This is a genomic window from Thermococcus chitonophagus, from assembly GCF_002214605.1.
In the GTDB taxonomy this organism is placed as follows: domain Archaea; phylum Methanobacteriota_B; class Thermococci; order Thermococcales; family Thermococcaceae; genus Pyrococcus; species Pyrococcus chitonophagus.
On the sequence record NZ_CP015193.1, the window covers coordinates 68759 to 87467 of the forward strand.

21 protein-coding genes and 1 tRNA gene are annotated in these 18709 nt (G+C 44.2%); 8 read left to right on the forward strand and 14 right to left on the reverse strand.

Annotated features, from left to right (window positions below):
* The 5 genes from A3L04_RS00420 to A3L04_RS00440 form a co-directional block, all read right to left on the reverse strand.
* Positions 1-186 carry a protein translocase SEC61 complex subunit gamma gene (locus A3L04_RS00420; protein WP_068575682.1) on the reverse strand — a complete coding sequence of 62 codons (186 nt, stop codon included), beginning with the start codon at positions 184-186 and terminating at the stop codon, positions 1-3.
* 54 nt (positions 187-240) lie between these two features.
* Positions 241-1362, reverse strand: a complete 1122-nt coding sequence (ftsZ, locus tag A3L04_RS00425) for a cell division protein FtsZ (RefSeq protein ID WP_068575684.1) — start codon at positions 1360-1362, stop codon at positions 241-243.
* Positions 1363-1428: 66 nt separating this feature from the next.
* Positions 1429-1845, reverse strand: a complete 417-nt coding sequence (locus tag A3L04_RS00430; RefSeq protein ID WP_068575686.1) for a hypothetical protein — start codon at positions 1843-1845, stop codon at positions 1429-1431.
* Between the two features lie 29 nt (positions 1846-1874).
* The gene (locus tag A3L04_RS00435) at positions 1875-2147 is read right to left on the reverse strand and encodes a hypothetical protein (protein ID WP_068575688.1); all 273 of its coding nucleotides are present in this window, start codon (positions 2145-2147) and stop codon (positions 1875-1877) included.
* A gap of 44 nt (positions 2148-2191) precedes the next feature.
* Entirely contained in the window at positions 2192-3016 is an 825-nt protein-coding gene (locus A3L04_RS00440) for a D-aminoacyl-tRNA deacylase (RefSeq protein ID WP_068575690.1), read from the reverse strand.
* A 92-nt stretch (positions 3017-3108) separates the two neighbouring features.
* On the opposite strand from A3L04_RS00440, the gene A3L04_RS00445 reads away from it, so the two are divergent.
* The 6 genes from A3L04_RS00445 (at position 3109) to A3L04_RS00470 (ending at position 6034) form a co-directional block, all read left to right on the forward strand.
* Complete coding sequence (locus A3L04_RS00445; protein ID WP_068575693.1) at positions 3109-3690, forward strand: hypothetical protein; 582 nt, start codon at positions 3109-3111, stop codon at positions 3688-3690.
* A 32-nt stretch (positions 3691-3722) separates the two neighbouring features.
* Positions 3723-4421 (forward strand): nucleotidyltransferase domain-containing protein, encoded by a 699-nt coding sequence (locus A3L04_RS00450; protein ID WP_068575695.1) that lies wholly within the window; start codon positions 3723-3725, stop codon positions 4419-4421.
* A 40-nt stretch (positions 4422-4461) separates the two neighbouring features.
* Positions 4462-4539 (forward strand) — tRNA-Pro (locus A3L04_RS00455).
* Positions 4540-4662: 123 nt separating this feature from the next.
* Positions 4663-4914 (forward strand): hypothetical protein, encoded by a 252-nt coding sequence (locus A3L04_RS00460; protein ID WP_157092384.1) that lies wholly within the window; start codon positions 4663-4665, stop codon positions 4912-4914.
* An 87-nt stretch (positions 4915-5001) separates the two neighbouring features.
* Entirely contained in the window at positions 5002-5430 is a 429-nt protein-coding gene (locus A3L04_RS00465; protein ID WP_068575699.1) for a hypothetical protein, read from the forward strand.
* Entirely contained in the window at positions 5417-6034 is a 618-nt protein-coding gene (locus tag A3L04_RS00470) for a TIGR00296 family protein (protein WP_068575701.1), read from the forward strand. Before A3L04_RS00465 ends, A3L04_RS00470 begins: the two co-directional genes overlap by 14 nt.
* Here A3L04_RS00470 and A3L04_RS00475 read toward each other — a convergent pair.
* From A3L04_RS00475 to nadC, 5 genes are all read right to left on the reverse strand, one after another.
* A complete protein-coding gene (locus A3L04_RS00475; protein WP_068575703.1) occupies positions 6031-6666 on the reverse strand; it encodes an ABC transporter ATP-binding protein in 636 nt (211 codons plus the stop codon). The genes A3L04_RS00470 and A3L04_RS00475 overlap by 4 nt on opposite strands.
* The gene (locus A3L04_RS00480; protein ID WP_068575705.1) at positions 6650-7123 is read right to left on the reverse strand and encodes a hypothetical protein; all 474 of its coding nucleotides are present in this window, start codon (positions 7121-7123) and stop codon (positions 6650-6652) included. Before A3L04_RS00480 ends, A3L04_RS00475 begins: the two co-directional genes overlap by 17 nt.
* On the reverse strand, positions 7117-8289 hold the full coding sequence (locus tag A3L04_RS00485) for a hypothetical protein (RefSeq protein ID WP_068575707.1): 1173 nt from the start codon (positions 8287-8289) through the stop codon (positions 7117-7119). The genes A3L04_RS00480 and A3L04_RS00485 overlap by 7 nt, the downstream gene beginning before the upstream one ends.
* Positions 8289-8540: a hypothetical protein gene (locus A3L04_RS00490; RefSeq protein ID WP_068575709.1), complete on the reverse strand. Its 252-nt coding sequence runs from the start codon at positions 8538-8540 to the stop codon at positions 8289-8291. Before A3L04_RS00490 ends, A3L04_RS00485 begins: the two co-directional genes overlap by 1 nt.
* Positions 8541-8973: 433 nt before the next feature.
* A complete protein-coding gene (gene nadC / locus A3L04_RS00495) occupies positions 8974-9807 on the reverse strand; it encodes a carboxylating nicotinate-nucleotide diphosphorylase (RefSeq protein ID WP_068575711.1) in 834 nt (277 codons plus the stop codon).
* Positions 9808-9948: 141 nt separating this feature from the next.
* Here nadC and A3L04_RS00500 point away from each other — a divergent pair, with 141 nt between their 5' ends.
* Positions 9949-11106 carry an ATP-binding protein gene (locus A3L04_RS00500; RefSeq protein ID WP_068575714.1) on the forward strand — a complete coding sequence of 386 codons (1158 nt, stop codon included), beginning with the start codon at positions 9949-9951 and terminating at the stop codon, positions 11104-11106.
* Here A3L04_RS00500 and nadA read toward each other — a convergent pair.
* Complete coding sequence (gene nadA / locus A3L04_RS00505) at positions 11103-12011, reverse strand: quinolinate synthase NadA (RefSeq protein ID WP_068575716.1); 909 nt, start codon at positions 12009-12011, stop codon at positions 11103-11105. The genes A3L04_RS00500 and nadA overlap by 4 nt on opposite strands.
* Before the next feature lie 220 nt (positions 12012-12231).
* On the opposite strand from nadA, the gene A3L04_RS00510 reads away from it, so the two are divergent.
* On the forward strand, positions 12232-13947 hold the full coding sequence (locus A3L04_RS00510; RefSeq protein ID WP_068575718.1) for a methyl-accepting chemotaxis protein: 1716 nt from the start codon (positions 12232-12234) through the stop codon (positions 13945-13947).
* Here A3L04_RS00510 and A3L04_RS00515 read toward each other — a convergent pair.
* From A3L04_RS00515 to thsB, 3 genes are all read right to left on the reverse strand, one after another.
* Positions 13944-15335 (reverse strand): L-aspartate oxidase, encoded by a 1392-nt coding sequence (locus A3L04_RS00515; RefSeq protein WP_068575720.1) that lies wholly within the window; start codon positions 15333-15335, stop codon positions 13944-13946. The genes A3L04_RS00510 and A3L04_RS00515 overlap by 4 nt on opposite strands.
* Positions 15336-15380: 45 nt before the next feature.
* The gene (gene ppcA / locus A3L04_RS00520) at positions 15381-16790 is read right to left on the reverse strand and encodes a phosphoenolpyruvate carboxylase (protein WP_068575722.1); all 1410 of its coding nucleotides are present in this window, start codon (positions 16788-16790) and stop codon (positions 15381-15383) included.
* 132 nt (positions 16791-16922) lie between these two features.
* Positions 16923-18566 carry a thermosome subunit beta gene (gene thsB, locus A3L04_RS00525; protein ID WP_068575725.1) on the reverse strand — a complete coding sequence of 548 codons (1644 nt, stop codon included), beginning with the start codon at positions 18564-18566 and terminating at the stop codon, positions 16923-16925.
* Positions 18567-18709 lie beyond the last annotated feature (143 nt).

Genomic DNA, 18709 nt, shown 5'->3' on the forward strand with positions numbered 1-18709 from the left:
TCAACCTCCAAGGGCGAGGATTCCCATGATTCTTATGAGCATGCCAATTAGCCCTATTATGATAATTCCAAGGCCAGTTATCTTTGCGGCCTTTTTGTATTCGTCCCACCTTGGCTTTTTGGTCACGAGGAAGACCCTCTTTGACTCCTTCCAGAACTCTCTGATCTTCTCTTGAAACGTTGCCATCCTCTAACCCCCACCACTTGATAGGTGAATAATTTAAAAATTTTAAGAAAAGGCTTAAAGTTCAGGGATGCTAATTGTAACCTTCCTAGTTTCCTCCTCCTCTGAAGTTACCGGGGTTTCCTCTTGCATTGTTACGTACCTAGAGGTAACGCCAGTAACTATTATCATGACCCTAATCGTCTTCTCAAGCTCTGGCTCAAGCTGAATTCCCCAGATAACTTGCGCCTTTGGATCGACATTCCTAGTAACATACTCGATTATCTGCTGAGCCTCTTCGAGCTTGACATCAGCACCGCTTATGCTGATCAATGCTCCCTTAGCACCGCTTATATCAACATCAAGGAGTGGGCTGTTAAGTGCTTGTTCAGCGGCCTCTAACGCTCTCTTCTCGCTGTCGCTCTCACCAATGCCAATCATTGCAACTCCTCCGTCCTTCATTACTGCCCTTACATCGTTGAAGTCAAGGTTCACAAGACCGGGCTTAGTTATCAGCTCGGTGATTCCCTTAACGGCCTGCACGAGGATTTCATCAGCAACTTTGAACGCCATTTGAATCGGTAGCTTAGGGGCTACTTCAAGTAGCTTGTCGTTTGGAATTACAATGACCGTATCTGAGTTCTTTGCTAGCCTTTTGAGACCATACTCAGCGTTCTTTGCCCTTCTAATTCCCTCCATTGTGAAGGGCAGTGTAACGACTGAAACCGTCAGAGCACCCATCTTCTTCGCTATCTCAGCTATCACTGGAGCAGCACCAGTTCCAGTTCCTCCACCAAGACCACAGGTAATGAATACCATGTCCGCCCCTTCTAAGGCCTCCCGGATCTCCCTCTCGCTCTCTTTAGCTGCCTCCTCACCAACCTTTGGATCATTACCTGCTCCTAATCCCCTAGTAAGCTCTTTACCAATGAGTATCTTTTGATGAGCCTTAATCTTAAGGAGATCTTGGGCATCGGTGTTTACGGCTATTATTTTTGCTCCGGTAACGCCAACCTCCATCATTCTGTTAACGGTATTGCCTCCAGCCCCACCAACACCCACAACATAAATTCTAGCCTTAATCTGCTCCACTATCTTTTTAAGCTCCTCATCAATACTTGACTGAGGAACTTGAACTTCCTGGACCTTATTCTCCTCATTAGCGACCCTTTCAACAACGTTCTCTACAAGCTTCAGCATGTCTCAACCCTCCCTGGCGGTGGCTAAAGTCTAAGAGAGGATTTGAAGGAAAGAAATATATAAACTTCACTCCTGCTTAACGACAACTCTCGGAATTGGAATAGGATAGGGTATCCTCATTTCCTTTGAGAGCATCATCATCAGTGGCATTAACTCAGATGTCGTAAAGTTCACTACCTCAGCAACCAGCTCCCCAGGCAACTGTTTCTTGTCCTCCCACTCATCGAGAATTTTATCTATCTCTTCCTTCGCCCTTGGCACATAGAAGAGAATTAGCCTTACCACAGATTTTGCGACCTCTGGAGTATAATTTACCATGTAGCTTACTTCAACCTCTATCCCCTTGACCCTACCCGTAGGAAGCTGAAGCTCACCAAGCCTAAGGTTTTCTATCTTTGGATTAATTGAGACTTCAACTTTCCCTCCAGTAGCTGAAAATTTCTCAACCTCTATCTTGACGATATTGTGCCCTAGTATCGGCACTTTCTGTCACCGAACTTAGGAAACTGCAATCACTTATTAACCTTTGCATTTATCCTGAGTTTGACATCCCTAACAACTTCCTCCTTTGGAAGATCAGGATCTTTAGAGTAAATATAGAGGATATCCTCAAGGATATAGAGTAACTTTTCTAGGATGTCCTTCCCATGATTCCAAGGAGTAGCATACCTATACTGAAGCAACTCCGCAAGCTCATCAACTTCAAATTCCGCCAAGACATCAGACAGTTCGCTCTTCGCAACCATGACTTTTCTATCATTTATCATCAACATTATGTCCGTCATGATGCATCATGATAAGTTGGAATTCAAAGTAAATTAACTTTGCGTTAATCTTTAATGAACTCCAAGCCAAGTTCTTGGGCAAGAGTCTTCGCCAGCTGTCTAGTTTCTCCTCTACTCCCCTTCCAATCAACGTATATTGCATCAACATTCTCAGCAAATCTATTAAGGGCCTTCAAAATGATATCCTTTGAGACAGGTTGAGCGTACTTTGGGAGGATGTGGCCAAATGCGATATCCCCCTCAAGCGCTCTCTTGGTTTGCTTGGGAGCGTAATGCCCTCCGCCAATCCCAAGAGCAACTTTAAACTTTCCAAGGTGTCTTTCATACTCATTCAAAACGTACATTATAGTTTCTGCTATTATCTCGCCAGCCCTATCATTTACCCACTCTTCCTCACTAGACCCTATCTCGATGAAAAAGCTCGGGACTTCTAGCTCGCTCGGCCCATGATGGGTTGCCTCATAGCAAACCGTCCAACCCAGACCGTTAAGCTCGTTCATCTTAAGTAAAGCGAGCTTCATTGCCGTAGGCAAGGCCACTGCAAAGCTCTCATCCTTTCCTCCGTACATTGCCTTACCCCAGTTGCCCGTGACGTGAGTAGTTAGGGCCGGAAGCTTCTGCTTGCTTGAATGCCTCGAGGCAAAGGCTATGACCTCAGGCTTAAAGTCAAGTTGCCTCTCAATTTCCCTATCGAGGTTGTCATAGTATATCATCTCATCATTCGTTGTTAGTATAATCATATCACCTCTCTTGTACAGGGGATTGCCATCAAAAGAGCCTTCACTCTCCTTAAATCCAAAATTCTCAATTAGTTTTTCCTTTATGTTCATTGAAGCCTTGTCTATCTTTGTAGTCATTATGACCTTCATCAGAACCACCGGTCTTTCCCATCGTTTAACCTTTAAATACGCTTCCATTGAAGTTCGAAATCTTTTTATAAATTACTTTAAATTGTATTAGAATGAATGCAAAAGCTAAAAGTATAGTCTTCCTAATGATAATAGGTGGACTTGGAGGGATAGTTGTTCTCTTTAATGCCCTCGGGACAACAACCGAATACTTCTTCCAAGATATGGACACCAGAATGTTTAACGAGACACCTCCGAACAGCATTTACATAATGGTTGTAGCTGAGGAGCCAATTAAAGGAGAACTAGAAAAGTTGCTCAAAGAGAAATTCCCCAATGCAGTGCTTCTCGAGAACAAAGTAGAGAAGGTAAACGGATCCCTCATAGTCGCATACTTTCCAGTGCTCAAGTTCAACTCGACGATGCTGAAAAACATTGCCGAAGTGGAGGGAGTCATATACTACTCCGCCTATGGAAACGCAAAGCCAATGCTCCAGTTTATTGAGAGACACAAGGAGAATCTCTGCGAAAACACCCAGGAAATTAAGGAGCTGTACCTGCAAACGTTTTCAGACTCGGGAAGCCTGCATATAGTATGCTGGAAACTTAAAGTTAAGGTTGGCAAACTGAAGAGGGAAAGTCCAATTGACGTAATAATAGAGAATATCCACAATGACCTGCAGAATTTCCCTTAGCTTTTTAATTGTCTCACCAATATACCCTCTCGATGCCCAGGGAGAAAGTAGTTAGGGTCTGGGACGAAAGAGAGATAATTTATTCTCCAAAGAGGTGGAGGATTCTTTGGGAGAAGAGGGAAAAAGCCCTCAAGATAATGGAGCTCTTGAAAGACTTCGACCCTCACGTCTACGGTAGCGTTGCGAGGGGAGACGTGAGGAAGGATAGTGACATAGACATAGTAATCCCCTACAGGGTGCCAAGCTACATGATAGAGCTGGCCTTGGGGGATTTGATCCAAAGAAGAAGAATAGTGATGGCAACTCCGTGGCATCTAATAAAGGGCCACATAGAAATAGATGAAGAGACAACGGTCACGTTCTTCCTAGTTGATCCAACCGATAGGGAACTTGAATTTTATAAATGGGGAGGAATGCTAGATCTATGGGGAGTGAAAACCAAGCAGAGAGTTCCTGGGGTGAACAAAAAGCTTATCCTAATAATTCCTACTGAAAAGGGTCACATAGAGAGGGAAGTCGTTGGAAGAGAGCCAGAGGTCGCTAAAATCCTGGGGGTTAGCATAGATATTGTAGAGGAGAGGGTTAAGGTTCTCACGAGGAGGGATAGAATTGGAAGGACTGGAATTTACCTCGATGAAGAAGTACCGGACTGGAAGAGCTTTGAGGAGTTCTTGAAGGAGCTTGCGGACAGGGATCCCAACATAAGGAGGAGGGTTAGGGAGAGCTTATGAGAAAAGTTTATAATCCTCACGAAAAATGTTCCTCCCGAGCGGGGCCGTAGGGTAGCTTGGCCTATCCTGCGGGCTTCGGGAGCCCGTGACCCGGGTTCAAATCCCGGCGGCCCCACCAGAATAGCTCTTCTGGAGCCACATCATTGCACCCTGGCTCACCCTACTTCTTCGGACTCTCTGCAATCTGGGAGGCACACACTAGAAATAATGATATATTATGAATACCACCCAAAAGACTCCGATGAGAGGAAGAATTAAAGTAAGAAACAGAAAAGAAGCCCTTTTATTAAAGGAGAAGATACTCAACAGAATCGAAGCCAAATATAGAACGTCATGGCAGAAATTCTACTATTATGCCGAGATAAGCGGAATGAACAAACTTCTAAAGATGGGCTACGATCCTGGGGAAATTCTGGAAGACCTTGCGGACATCCACATGGTCGAAGTTATTTTTAAGGAAAGTTGCCGGAGAAAGTATACTCGAAGAAATTAAAGGAAGAACAATGAGACTAATGTATGAGGAATCCTACCAAAACTTCTACTATGGAATTCCAAGTACTTCAACATACTACATAACTACATGCTCAGCCAGTGCAACAAAGCTAAGGAAGGAGGATGCAGAAAGCTATATGAGCTCGCCAAAAACTTGCCCAGATTAATTCTAGTGGACTTTGACATAGCGATAAACCTTGGAGACCCAGAGGTCATACTCGAGGCTATAGATGCTTGGGAAGAACATGAAAAGGAGCTCAGGAAGCTATACGAGTACATAAAGAACGTCAAGGGGGAGGAACTTCCTATAATTCCAGTCTTTCCATCCCCTACCCTAGATTCACTCCCCCAGGGTGAGGGTATCTTGGCGATAGACATAACAAACATCTTCCTGTACACCTTCAAATCAGAGGATCTTGGCACGAATAAGGACGAAATCAAGAAAATCCTGGGCAAGGAAGTTAATAAAGTGGAGGAAGTAATAGAACTAATGAGGTGTTGCGATGTACAGGATTAAAGATGAGTGGGGTGAATTCCTCGTCAAGCTCGCCCGAAGAGCAATAGAGGAGTACCTCAGAACCGGAAGGGAAATAAAGCCACCAGAAGATACGCCACCTGAGCTATGGGAGAAGATGGGGGTCTTCGTTACCCTGAACAGGCACGGAGTTCCGCCCCAAGCGGCCCTGAGAGGATGCATAGGCTTTCCCCTACCAATATATCCTTTGGTTAAGGCAACGATAAAAGCCGCAATATATGCAGCAGTGGATGACCCCAGGTTCCCTCCAGTAAAGCTGGAGGAGATGGACAACTTAACCGTGGAGGTCAGCGTTCTAACACCCCCAGAGCTTATAGAAGGCCCACCTCAGGAAAGGCCAAAGAAGATCAAGGTTGGAAGGGACGGACTAATAGTGGAGAAGGGCATATACTCCGGCTTACTATTACCCCAGGTTCCAGTAGAGTGGGGCTGGGATGAGGAGGAGTTTCTCGCGGAGACTTGTTGGAAGGCAGGACTACCTCCAGACTGCTGGCTCGATCCAGATACGAAGGTGTACAAGTTCACCGCAGAGATATTTGAGGAGGAATATCCAAGAGGGCCCGTGAGGAGGAAGCCTCTTGTTTAGATAACGCCCATGCTATTTACAACATATTTTGGAGAGAACATTTTCAGGTCTATATTATAATCACAGAAATTCAAGGGCTCCCTAGAAGACATGAGCACAACTCCTTTTTCCTTTAGTATTTCCAAAATCTCGCCCATTAACTCATACTTGGATTCACTATCAATGGCAACCGCTGGATCATCAAGGATAAACAATTCCGCATCAACAAGGAGCGCCGCCGAGAGCTGGATTCTTCTCTTCATGCCTTGAGACATCCTTCCAAGCCTAAGTGTAGGATCAGGAACATTCACAATTTTAAGAGCCTCCAAAACTTCTTCTTTTCTAGCTATCCTACCATAAAGTGATGTTACAGCCCTTACATAATCCATCCCCGTGACTAGAGACGGAACGTTCACAGTTTCTGGAAGAAAGAATATCCTATCCCTGATTTTTTGAATTGGATTGCCATTATATGTTATACTTCCTTTTAGGGGCTTCAGAAATGTTGCCACCGTCTTTAAAAGGGTAGTTTTTCCTATCCCGTTTACACCATAAAAGTTGGCTACCTCTCCATTCTCAACTTCCAAATTGATGTTCCTCAGTACGGGAAGATCGCTAGAGTACCCAACCCACAGGTCAATAAGCCTTAACATCTCTAGCACCTCCAATCACTGGGGATAGGGATATTACAAGGAAGGGGAGCGCTTCTAAGCCCATGCCAATCATTATCAAGTACACTCCAATAAAAAGCGGAACTAATGATCCTGAAACTACTGCGACTACAGCCTTCCTTTTTGAAACATCCCCAATGGGAGTCCACATAAAAGCTGGTTCCCATAATCTAAGTTCTACCAGAACAGGTTTTCTAATAATCATGTATTGAAAGACTTCATGAAGAAGTACAGAAAGCTCAATTGGGACCAACAACTTTTCACATAGAAACCCGAGGAGACATTTAATGTCCATTTCCCATGTTACTCCACTCAATTTTCCTAGTCCAAGAAAGAGAGACAAAAATAGTAGAGCTATAATGACAACCAAATAACCGAGATAGAGAGCCAGCACTCCAAAGAAGCCCAGTACCGAGTTCACTCTCACACTTATTACCATCGGCTACACCTCCTAAAAACCATTATATGGAGTCTATAAGCAAATGGAGAAGCTATTAAAAGAACAAAGGCCATTCTAGTATTCCTAAAGGCATTTAGATCTAAAGGAATCATCTGCAGAAGATAAAGGGAACCAAAGTACCACAAAAACTCCAAATTTCCCTCGATACTGGGCAGAAGCAGAGATAGCAATACCTTAAAAAACGCCAAGCTGACCACCAGATATGCGAAATTCCAAAGATCCAAGGTGCCGCTTATTACATAAAAGCCAACTACTGTGATAAGTGCCAGCAAATATTGAATCAAATCTTTGAACAACCTTTTTACGAGTCTCTCTGGATTAAGTGAGTGCAAGACTCTTAAATGAGAGTCGAGGTATGTATCGGGAACCATGAAAAGCATCCAGACTAGTGAAGCAAAAATCCTACCAACAGTACCTGCCCACCCAATCAGCTGGGAATATCTCAAGTACATTCCACTCTCGTAGAACCTCGGAGAGCACTGAACAACAAAACTTGTTGGAGAATGTTCAACCAGACAGCCAACAGAATTCAGGTACCTTACAATAAGGAAAAGGGTTATTGCAAAAAGGATTATAATTCCGCGATGGACTATGCCGAGGGTTGTTATGTATGTTCTCGCAATAAAGTACACATCAACGAGCTTCTCATAGAAGAACTTCCCAGCAAATACGATAAGTAGAACCGTCAAATATGAAATGAGAAATCCAAAAGAGTTTTCGGTCACCACAACTGCCAAACCTACCAAGACCAGGAATATTTTTGCTATCGAACTGATTTCAATAACGAGCAGTGATATTATACAAATTAAAGCAACAACGGGGATTTTTATAAGCAGGAGGAGAGAGACTAAAAAGGGCATCTGGCTAATTATCGTCGCCACAATTTTCAGTATATCAGTACTGAACGTCATGGGATGAACCATGAAGATGGCCCCAGATTTAATCACGTTCACGGTTATCGTCACCATAATGAGAATAAGGGAAAGCAGAAACAGCAAAAGAGGGGAAGGCTCCAAAGCGATCCTATACTCTTTTTTTGAATAGAGCGCCACTATCAGAAACCCAACAGCTGATATAAGGTACTTTGGATTAAATATGAGGACTTTCCCATGGTACTTTAAGATTTCAGCAAGTGCCTTAAGCATTATTCAGCCCTCCAAAGTGCCTTATGCGTAAAAACTAAGGCCAATCCTACTGCAATAAGCCATGAAATAGGAGTACCAGAAATTCTCAAGCTAAAATATCCTTCATACACTCGAAATATAGGCTCTAAGTTAATTCCCCACTCAACGTGTAAGAAGAAGGCCAGATGAAGCAATAATATATGGAACACAGGTGTCAAAATTGCAACTGTGAAGAAAAATATGGGGAGAAAGAGTCTCTCAAATTTATTCATTTAATCACCCCCCAATTATGAAGGGACTGGAGGGCCATGACGATTAGTAGCACATTTGCAGTAGCAGGATACTTCGAGGGTTGCCCACGAAACGTAAGTGTAAGGACCACAGGAGTACATATAGCCGCCACGATGTCCGCACTCTGAAGGACAGCGAGGACAATGGCGTTCTATACAATCCTTTTCTGCTAATCTTGCATGGATATGGCCTGCCACCACAGCAACAAAAAGGACTAGTATCAATAGAGCCCCAGGGGCTATCCCATAAAACTTTTTCATTGTTTCATCCCCCAATATTAAGACAATATTAATGATATAGCGTTGGCAGATAAATTTTTTGATGAAAGTGTTGTCAATTGTTTAATTAGGTTACATAATATAACGCCTTAAAGTGTTGATAATTTGATCATCCAACTAAGTTAAAATTAAAGGCTCACAAGACTCCAAGAATCTCCAAACTAACATCAAAGTTCTTGACAGAGTGAGTTAGGTACCCCAAGCTTATCACGTCAATATCGAGCTTAGCATACTCCTCTATATTTTCGGGAGTAATGCCACCGGAAACCTCTATCCTCACTTTATCTCTCAGCCCCCTCCTCTTCAGCTCTTCTACTACCTTCTCTATTTCCTGGGGCTTCATGTTGTCGAGCATCACAACATCTGCCCCCAGCTCTGCCGCTCTAATAGCATCCCCCAGGTTCTCAACCTCTACCTCCACTATTTTGTAAACGCTGAACGCCTTGGCCCGCTTTATTGCTTCTTCCAGCGGGACTAAGGCCAAGTGGTTATCCTTTATTAGTATTGCATCGCTGAGGGAAAACCTATGAGGCTCTCCCCCACCGATCATTATGGCCTTCTTATCCAAGAGCCTTAGGAGGCTTTTCCTCGTTCCGGCAACCTTCACATTGGGATTCACTTTTCTAACTTTCTCAACTAACTTCCTGGTCTCTGTAGCTATGCCACTCATCCTGCCCATTATGTTTAGGGCCGTCCTCTCAACCAAAAGTATGGCCCTAGCATTGCCCTCAAGCTCTAGAATGACGTCACCCTTCCTTACTTCCTCACCATCCTTCTTTTTAACTGAAACCCTAACGCCAAAGTGCTCGAACAGGGCTTTAGCCTCCTCAACTCCAGCAATAATCCCGTCCTGCTTTGCGATAATTACCGCCTTAGCGTTTACATTCTCCGGAATTACCGCTTCACTTGTAACGTCCCCATAGGGGGTGTCCTCTTCAAGGAACCTTAGGAGGTACTGAAGGGGAATCATCGCACCACCCGAACCATTTACAAGCTGGGAGCTTTATCATGCTTTCCAAATATTTTTGCATCGTGACTGCAAATGTATTTATAAATACCTTTGCAGTAGTACTGCACAATTTTTATAAATATATTTTCAGTATAACTGCACATGCTCGAGTTGCAAAACCCATGGTGGTTTAACGAACCGGACAGGGACTGGGAGTTCTTTGAGAATCTTACATATAGAATTAAACCGAAATGGCTTAATGAAATATCTCTGAAACCCTTTTCCCTAAATTTCGTCATCGGCCCAAGGAGAGTTGGAAAAACACTTGGGGTAAAGCTCCTAATTAAGGAACTAGTGAAAAGGGTTGAAAATCGCTATGCAATCTTTTACTTTAGTTGCGATGTTCTGGAGGACTACAAAGACCTCCTTGATATCCTAACATCCTATTTAAAGCTGAAGAAAAAGAAAAGAGTAAAGACCGCTTTCATTTTCCTTGACGAGGTGACTCTCGTCGAAGACTGGTGGAGAGCGATAAAGTTCCTCATAGATAGGGGGGAAGTTGCTACTGATGTCATCACGGTAACGGGCTCAGTGGGGATAACTCTCGGACGACACTTTGAGACGTTTGGAGGGAGAAGAGGTCATGGAAAGACTATTGAAGTCATGCCTCTAAGCTTCCATGACTACTATCGGATATTCTACGAGGAGTTCTTTCCCTCAAAAGGAGAAGACATATTTCACCAGTACCTTGAAACTGGAGGTTATCTAGCGTACCTTAACGGGACACTAAAACTCGAGGATCTCATAGGCTTTTTAAAAGCTGATTTGAAAACCCTCAACCGCTCTACAGAGCTAGCCAGGGATATAATAGGGGAGATAATAGAAAGAGCACCCTCTCCAATTTCTTTCAACACGATAGCAAAAGCCGTGGGCATTTCTCCTCACACCGTAAGGGACTACATCGAGATACTTGAAGCCTTCCGCTTAATACTTCAAGTACAGTACCTGGGCCTTGATGGAAAGATATACCCGCGAAAGGAGAGAAAGATAGTGATAAGGGACCCGCTAATAGCAAAGGCGTTAGAAATGTGGTCCAGACGAGAGGTTGAGAGGGCCACACTCTATGAATGGTTAGTTCAGGAGCATCTCTACAGAAAATTCGGGGAAATTTTCTACTATAGGAACTCATATGAGATAGATGCAATAGCCAGGAATTTGAAAGTAGAAGTTAAGTCTGGAGAAAAAAGAGGGCGTTATCCAAAGGATGTTAAGGTTCTAAAAGGATCGGAAATTCCAGAGTTTTTATACTGGCTTGACTAGCTCATTTCAAGCATTCTCTCTATGGCCCTTCTCGCCTTCTCAGCTATGTCCTCTGGAACTATGACTTCAAACTTCATATCCCTCAATGATTCATAGACGTGCCTTAGGGTTATAGCCTTCATTCCAATGCAGACCGCATCTGCTCTCGCGGGATAGAACTTCTTCTCTGGATAAAGCTTCTTCAGCCTGTAGACCATCTCCCTCTCGGTGAAGACAACCCACTCGTCGTGCTCGCAGGCCCTCTTTATCATTCCACCAGTTGAGACTATTATGTCAGCCCTCTCCTGAACATCAGGAATGCACTCGGGATGAACCATCAGCTTAGCATTTGGGTGAAGTTTCTTGGCCCTCTCAACGTCTTCAACGGTAAACTTCTGGTGAACGTAGCAGTGACCGTTCGGAGGGACAGGTATAACCTTCTTCCCCGTGACTTTTGCAACGTAATGAGCCAAGTTTTTATCGGGTCCAAATATAACAACGTCTGAATCGAGCTTTCTCACGATCTCCACAGCGTTTGCTGATGTAACCGTGACGTCGGCATAAGCTTTGGTCTCGGCGGTGCTATTAACGTACAAAACTACTGGGGCATTGGGATACTTCTTTTTGGCCTCAAGTATGTGCCTAACCTTGAGCATGTTTGCCATGGCACATGTCGCCTTTCTAGTTGGAATTAGAACTGTCTTGTCCGGATTCAGTATCTTCGCAGTTTCCGCCATGAAGTCCACTCCAGCGAACACTATTACATCAGCATCAACCTTTGTTGCCTTCCTTGCCAGCTCCAAGCTGTCCCCAACGAAATCCGCAACATCCTGAACTTCTGGCAGTTGATAGTTGTGAGCAAGAATTACGGCGTTTCTCTCTTTTTTTAACTTCTCAACTTCTTCCATTAGCTCCTTCAAATCCATGAGCTCACCTGAAGACATTATCAATGTTCCAAATTAAAACCTTGCTGGACATTAATGAATAGTAACCCTCAGGGATATTTAGAGGTCTTGAAATTTTGAACTTCGAACTGTATGGATAATATTTAACTGAAAAAAGAATTATAGGACTATCACCTACATAGAGGGCTACACAAAGCGATTATATGTCCTAGCTTCGATAATTAAGAAATGGGGAAAGGCTATGAACGTTGAGAAGGCCGTAAAGATTGGAATAGTCATAATGTTACTTTTAAACATCGCCTCTGTATCTGGCGTTTTCATGTATATTGAGAAATCAAAATCAGATGGAATAGTTATAGATGTCGCAGGAAGACAAAGGATGTTAACTCAGAAGATGAGTAAAGAAGCGTTGATAGTAGCCCTCGGCCGAGACGAGTATCGAAAAACCCTAGGAGAGACAGCGAAATTGTTTGACGAGTCACTAAATGCATTGTTAAATGGAGGAAAGGTCTATATCCATGATAGATATTATGTTATTCCCCCGGCTCCTCCTAATGTAAAGACACAACTTGAGAAAGTTAAAAACCTATGGGATCCTTTCTACAAGAACATCCAAATAATAATCACTTCTCCCAGAGATTCAAAAGAGTTCAAAGAGGCCCTTGATTATATTATAGAACATAATCTCGAACTTTTAACAGAGATGAATACTGCAGTCGGACTGTACAGTAGCACATACAATAAGAAAGTGAAGATACTCGAAATGTTCCTGATTATAATATCAATAGCTAGTGTTGGAATTGCATTTGCCTTATTCAGATATACTTCAGGGATAACTAGGAAATTCGTAGCCACGTATGAAGAGAATATTAAGAGAAAGAAGAGTTTGGAAAGTGAACTGAGACTGTTAGTCGAGTATATTACAAAGCTAAGCCAGGGTGATTTAACAGCTTCACTTTCTAGTAGGGAAGGCGAATTCTCGAAAGTGCATGAAGCCCTTGAAAAGCTGAAGTCTAACTTAGTAGATATGATCAAGACCGTGAAAGGCCTTATAGATGTTCTAAATGAAAGTTCCAAGAAGCTTCTAGATATTTCAGAGCAGGGAGTCAGTTCAATGGCCCAAATAAATGACGCTATAAATCAAATAGCAATTGAAGCCCAGAGACAACAAGAAAGCATCAACGAAGTCGTTGAGGGAATGAGAATCGTCGAAGAGCTGAGTAACACAAGTGTTCAATCTGTTGAGGAGTTTGAAGCATCTATGAGAGAGATAGTCGAAATAGCAGGGGAGGGAAAAGAAAAGAGCGAAGTATCGGCAAAGCAGATTAAGAGTATCCAGGAAACTATCGAGTTAGTAAAAGAGGCCGTAGATGGGATAAGGGAAATGAGCAGGAACATAGCAAGCATAACAGACGTTATAACCAACATAGCAGAACAGACAAACCTCCTGGCTTTAAATGCCGCCATAGAGGCTGCGAGAGCAGGAGAAGCTGGGAAAGGTTTTGCTGTAGTAGCTCAGGAGATTAGAGGTCTTGCAGAGGAAAGCAAGGGTGCTGCAGAAAATATAAGGGTGATTATTAATAAAATTGCTAAGAAAATTGAAGATGCTGTAGAACTAACGGAAAGAAGTGTTGAAACCGTTACACAAAGTTCTGAAAGTCTAAGGGACACTATAGAATATCTCAGTAATATATCAATGCTCATCAACGAGATCGCGCCAAAGTTAAATGATGTAAAGGAGAGTATAATTAAGACCAGAGAAGAAGCTGAAAAAGCCTTAAAAGCTATGGAGAATCTAGCAGCGAGTGCTGAAGAAACCACTGCATCAACAGAAGAAGTAACCTCAACAATACAGGAGCAAGAAAGGATAATGGAAGAAATAAAGGAGCTGGCCCAAGAGATAAAAGGTACAGTGCTTAGTCTAATTCCGATAATTAAAAGGTTTAAAGTAAGTTAAGGGAAGCACTTACCGAGAAAAAAGCTTGATCTCCTGAACTCTTCCCTCATCATTGGATAATCCTTCCTGTAGTGAGCTCCCCTGCTTTCCTCCCTTTTTAATGCACATTTTAGAACTGCTTCAGCAAGTAACTTTAGTCTTGGATCAACCTCAATATTATCAAGCTTCTTGATGCCTTCTTTTAAGCTATCGGAATCCCTAACTATCCCAGCATGATCCCACATCAAGGCTCTCAAAGAATCAACGTCTCCAAGTTCATAACCTCTATAGGGAGCATCACTAACCTCCCTTGCAGGCTTCTCCCTCAATATGGTTCTAGAAACTTCCAGTCCAGAAACTACGCACTCGAGGAGTGAGTTACTGGCTAACCTATTGGCCCCATGGAACCCATTGCATGCAGCTTCCCCTATCGCGTATAGTCCCTTTATCCTCGTTCTGTAAAATAGGTCAACACTTATTCCACCCATAGTATAATGGGCGACAGGTGTTATTGGTATCGGATCTTTCCTGGGGTCTATCCCTTCCTTCCTCAAAAATGAGTAGATGTATGGAAACCTCTCCCTAAAGTCTTCTATTCCCCTCGCATCCAAGAAAACACCCTTCCCCTCCAACATTTTTAGATAGATCGCCCTCGCAACTATGTCCCTAGTTTCAAGCTCATTAACGAACCTCTCACCGTCTCCAGTAACAAGCTTGGCCCCAGCTCCCCTCACTGCCTCGCTTATCAGGTAAGTCCTCCTGCCAACGAAGCCCGTAGGATGGAACTGTATAAACTCAATATCCCTCAAAGGAACGCCTTTCATTGCAACGTCCCCTATCAGAAGGCCTAAATTAGATTGAACCCCAGCGGTGAATCTATAGAGGCCCGAAAATCCTCCAGTTGCTATAACAACTGCATCAAACTTCAGTAACTCTCCCCCCACAAATACCCCTGCCAGCTTCTTTCCCTTAATTCCAACTTCCTCGGCGAACTTCCTCATGAAATTCACTCCAAGCTCCTTAGCGTGCTTTTCGAGAACCGGAATCATATGCTTTCCAGTCTCACTTTTTATCGTAAACACCCTCGGATAAGAATGTCCTCCCTCAAGTTCATTCCCTGTAAATGTAACTCCCAAGGAAATCAAGAAGTCGTAAGCCTCTGGAGCCTTAGAGATAATACTCCAGACTGCAGCTTCATCGTTTAGGTACTTGCCCGCTCTTATAGTATCGATAAAGTGAGAATATGGAGAATCACCATCGAGTATTGGAAAGGCTATACCAGCCTGAGCTAAATAGGAATTTGAATCCTTTGATTTTGGACCTATAATTGTTACATCAACGCCTCTCCTCGCCAAGGATATTGAAGCAGTCAATCCAGCTAAACCCCCGCCGATTACAGCGACTCTCATTCCCCGTCCCAAATAAAAGTTTGAAAGGAATTTATACAACTTTCGTCATCCCAGGAAGCCCCTCATTTGAGCTAACTTCATGACATCACCTTCACCCTTGAACACTGACTCAGCTTCCCTCACGTACTCCTCATGGATATCAGGTTTGAACTCCCTAATTCTATCAGCCAACTTCTTCAACCCGACTTCCTCAGCCACTTTGTAGGAGAAGAACTGCATTGCAAACTCGAGATCCTCGTAAACATTGAGATAGTATTCTGAGATCTTTTCAAGCTGCTTATCACTAATAGCGTTCAATGCTAGAAGCTCGGGTGGAAGACCTATTGAATATAGGGAAGCCGTAAACTTAATGGCCCTGGGTAGGGCTTGTCCGTTGACCTTCCTAGCATATCCAAAGAGGCCAATATGAAGCTTCCTCCTCCTTCTGTCTGGTATCTTTGATGCCATTCTTCTTATGTGAGGAGCTAGAATTTTTATCTGACTTTGATATTCAACTTCATACTCCATAAGGAAGTCTGGTATCTCTACTGGAATTGGTTTTCCCCTTTTAGTGGCTTTTATCTTATCAACGGCCTTAACTACCTCTCTAGCGGGATTATCAAATTTGAATGAGCTCTGAATCGTGTAAGTTTGAACGCTTGGATATTCTCTAAGCACGGCATCAACGTTGTCAGGCCTCATTCCTCCCCTGAAGGGTGGCCCTCCAACACCAACTATCGGATAAAGGGGAATTGAAAGTTCCTCTTCTAACTTCGAGAGCTCATATAATGCTTTCTTCACGTATGTTACAGCCGTTATGAGACCATAGTTCATTGCAGGATCGCTCCTTGCAAAGAACACCCTCTGATACTCGAAGTCCTTTCCATCCAAATACTCCTTTACGATCCTTGAAGACTTTAGAAGGGCAGATTTGGTTTCAAAGAGCGGAATGACTCTAATTTCTTTGGGATAAAATTCCCCTATCCATTCCCTAACAGTCACATCATGTATTAACTCATCGCTTATACTCACTATCCTCTTGTACAGGGAATAAACCCTCTCAAGTTCAGCTGAACTCGTTGTCATTGGTAGGATTACTTCAAATATTGGGGCTATAGAATCATTATAGAATAGCCTAGCATAGTCGGCAGCCCTTGTGATGCCCTGTAAGGTTTCAAGGAGAAGCTTTGCCTCAGCCTTTTCAACGGTTGGGTTAGGAACCCTAGGAGTTAGCCTCAAGTCCTTTCCCAGGATGTTCTTTCTGAAGAACATTGGGTACCTCTCGAGCAACTTCTTAACCACGAACTCATCAACTTCCTTTCCCTCAAAGTCCCACATCTGCTCATCGGCGCCGAGAACACTATAAGCGTAGAATGCCTCCGTTATTTCATCCTCTCCCCCTAAAACTGGTGAGTGCGAAAAGAAGGGTATTGAATAGTTGTCTGGGTGTTGAGTACTCATAATCCTCGGTATCACTACGCCCACCCAACACCCAAAGAATACGTCACTCTAAAAATTATCGGAGAATTTTATGAACATATGACGAAAATCTTCGGGAGAATTTGCAAATGTAAAGCTAGAAAAGTTTGAAAGAATTAGGAAGAGGCTTCAGAATTCACTGTCCATGTCACTTCCTGAGCTTCCGCCCTTCTCTCCTTCCTTCTCCTTCTCGAGCTTCTGGGCCGCAATGACGTCGTCGATCCTGAGGATCATTATTGCTGCCTCACTGGCGCTCTTAATTGCCTGCTTCTTGACCCTCACTGGCTCGATGACACCCCTCTCCATCATGTCAGCTGGCTCGCCCTCGTAGACGTCAATTCCGATGGTTGGTCCCTTCTCCTTGTGGGCAGCTATGACCTTCACGAGGGTCTCAATTGGGTCAAGACCGGCGTTCTCTGCAAGGGTCCTCGGTATAACCTTGAGGGCCTCGGCGAAGGCCTCGATGGCGAGCTGCTCCTTGCCACCGACTTCCTTGGCGTACTCATCGAGCTTGATGCTGAGCTCGATCTCGGCTGCACCTCCACCGGCGATGATCTTACCGTCCTCGAGGATGTCCTTGACGACCTTGACGGCATCCTCAAGGGCCCTCTCGACCTCGTCAACGACGTGCTCGGTTCCACCCCTGATAAGTATTGTTACAGCCTTGGGGTTCTTGCAACCCTCGACGAAGATCATGTTCTCTCCGGCAACCTTCCTCTCCTCGACGAGCTCAGCCTCACCGAGGTCCTCTGGCGTGAGGTCTCTTATGTTGGTGACGATCTTAGCTCCGGTAGCCTTGGCGAGCTTCTCCATGTCGCTCTTCTTGACTCTCCTGACCGCAAGGATTCCGTACTTGGCTAGGTAGTGCTGTGCGAGGTCGTCAATACCCTTCTGGACGAAGACTACGTTAGCTCCGACTTCCTTGATCTTGTCGACCATCTCCTTGAGCATCCTCTCCTCCTGCTCGAGGAAGGCCTGGAGCTGCTCTGGGCTGGTGATCCTTATCTCTGCATCGGTCTCAGTCTCCTTGACCTCGAGGGCGTCGTTTATGAGTGCGATCTTGGCCTTCTCAACCCTCTTGGGCATTCCTGGGTGGACAACCTCCTTGTCAATGACGACACCTCTGATGAGCTTGGTGTCACTTACTGAGCCACCCTCCTTCTTCTCGAACTTAATGTTGTCAATGTCTACCTTGTACTTGCCGTCCTTCTCCTCGGCAACGAGCTTGACAGCCTCAACGGCGAGCTTGGCGAGGTACTCCCTCTCCTCCTCGGCAGCCTTACCGGTTATTGATGTCATTGCAGCCTTAAGGAGTATCTCCTCGTCGTCAGGCTTGACATCCTTAGCTATGCTGTCGAGGATCTCCTGAGCCTTCTGGGCTGCGAGGGTGTAACCCTTGATGATTATACTTGGGTGTATGTTCTGGTCGAGTAACTCCTCGGCCTTCTTCAGGAGCTCACCGGCAATAACTACTGCCGTAGTTGTTCCATCACCGGCCTCCTTGTCCTGGGTCTTTGCAACCTCAACCATCATCTTTGCAGCTGGGTGCTGGATGTCCATCTCGTCGAGTATGGTGGCACCGTCGTTGGTGATGACGATGTCACCGAGGCTGTCAACGAGCATCTTGTCCATACCCTTTGGACCAAGGGTCGTCCTTATTGTCTCGGCAACAATTCTAGCGGCAAGGATGTTCATTCTCTGAGCATCCCTACCAACATACCTCTGGGTTCCTTCAGGTAGAATTAGAATCGGTTGACCTGCTAACTGGGCCATTTCCGCCCACCTCCCTTATTTTTTATTTTGGCCCCCTTAGGGGTTTTAGTTACTAGTTGTATCTTCCACCCATAGGTTCCTTAGTGTTGCTTATAAACTTTTCGATGCTGGCAACATCAATGCAAATTGTTATATATTAATAA

Excerpts from the sequence above, each read along its gene's own strand:
- A3L04_RS00420 (WP_068575682.1), bottom strand. The coding sequence starts at position 186 with ATGGCAACGTTTCAAGAGAAGATCAGAGAGTTCTGGAAGGAGTCAAAG.
- ftsZ (WP_068575684.1), bottom strand. The coding sequence starts at position 1,362 with ATGCTGAAGCTTGTAGAGAACGTTGTTGAAAGGGTCGCTAATGAGGAG.
- A3L04_RS00435 (WP_068575688.1), bottom strand. The coding sequence starts at position 2,147 with ATGACGGACATAATGTTGATGATAAATGATAGAAAAGTCATGGTTGCG.
- A3L04_RS00440 (WP_068575690.1), bottom strand. The coding sequence starts at position 3,016 with ATGAAGGTCATAATGACTACAAAGATAGACAAGGCTTCAATGAACATA.
- A3L04_RS00445 (WP_068575693.1), top strand. The coding sequence starts at position 3,109 with ATGAATGCAAAAGCTAAAAGTATAGTCTTCCTAATGATAATAGGTGGA.
- A3L04_RS00450 (WP_068575695.1), top strand. The coding sequence starts at position 3,723 with ATGCCCAGGGAGAAAGTAGTTAGGGTCTGGGACGAAAGAGAGATAATT.
- A3L04_RS00460 (WP_157092384.1), top strand. The coding sequence starts at position 4,663 with ATGAGAGGAAGAATTAAAGTAAGAAACAGAAAAGAAGCCCTTTTATTA.
- A3L04_RS00465 (WP_068575699.1), top strand. The coding sequence starts at position 5,002 with ATGCTCAGCCAGTGCAACAAAGCTAAGGAAGGAGGATGCAGAAAGCTA.
- A3L04_RS00470 (WP_068575701.1), top strand. The coding sequence starts at position 5,417 with ATGTACAGGATTAAAGATGAGTGGGGTGAATTCCTCGTCAAGCTCGCC.
- A3L04_RS00475 (WP_068575703.1), bottom strand. The coding sequence starts at position 6,666 with ATGTTAAGGCTTATTGACCTGTGGGTTGGGTACTCTAGCGATCTTCCC.
- A3L04_RS00480 (WP_068575705.1), bottom strand. The coding sequence starts at position 7,123 with ATGGTAATAAGTGTGAGAGTGAACTCGGTACTGGGCTTCTTTGGAGTG.
- A3L04_RS00485 (WP_068575707.1), bottom strand. The coding sequence starts at position 8,289 with ATGCTTAAGGCACTTGCTGAAATCTTAAAGTACCATGGGAAAGTCCTC.
- A3L04_RS00490 (WP_068575709.1), bottom strand. The coding sequence starts at position 8,540 with ATGAATAAATTTGAGAGACTCTTTCTCCCCATATTTTTCTTCACAGTT.
- nadC (WP_068575711.1), bottom strand. The coding sequence starts at position 9,807 with ATGATTCCCCTTCAGTACCTCCTAAGGTTCCTTGAAGAGGACACCCCC.
- A3L04_RS00500 (WP_068575714.1), top strand. The coding sequence starts at position 9,949 with ATGCTCGAGTTGCAAAACCCATGGTGGTTTAACGAACCGGACAGGGAC.
- nadA (WP_068575716.1), bottom strand. The coding sequence starts at position 12,011 with ATGGATTTGAAGGAGCTAATGGAAGAAGTTGAGAAGTTAAAAAAAGAG.
- A3L04_RS00510 (WP_068575718.1), top strand. The coding sequence starts at position 12,232 with ATGAACGTTGAGAAGGCCGTAAAGATTGGAATAGTCATAATGTTACTT.
- A3L04_RS00515 (WP_068575720.1), bottom strand. The coding sequence starts at position 15,335 with ATGAGAGTCGCTGTAATCGGCGGGGGTTTAGCTGGATTGACTGCTTCA.
- thsB (WP_068575725.1), bottom strand. The coding sequence starts at position 18,566 with ATGGCCCAGTTAGCAGGTCAACCGATTCTAATTCTACCTGAAGGAACC.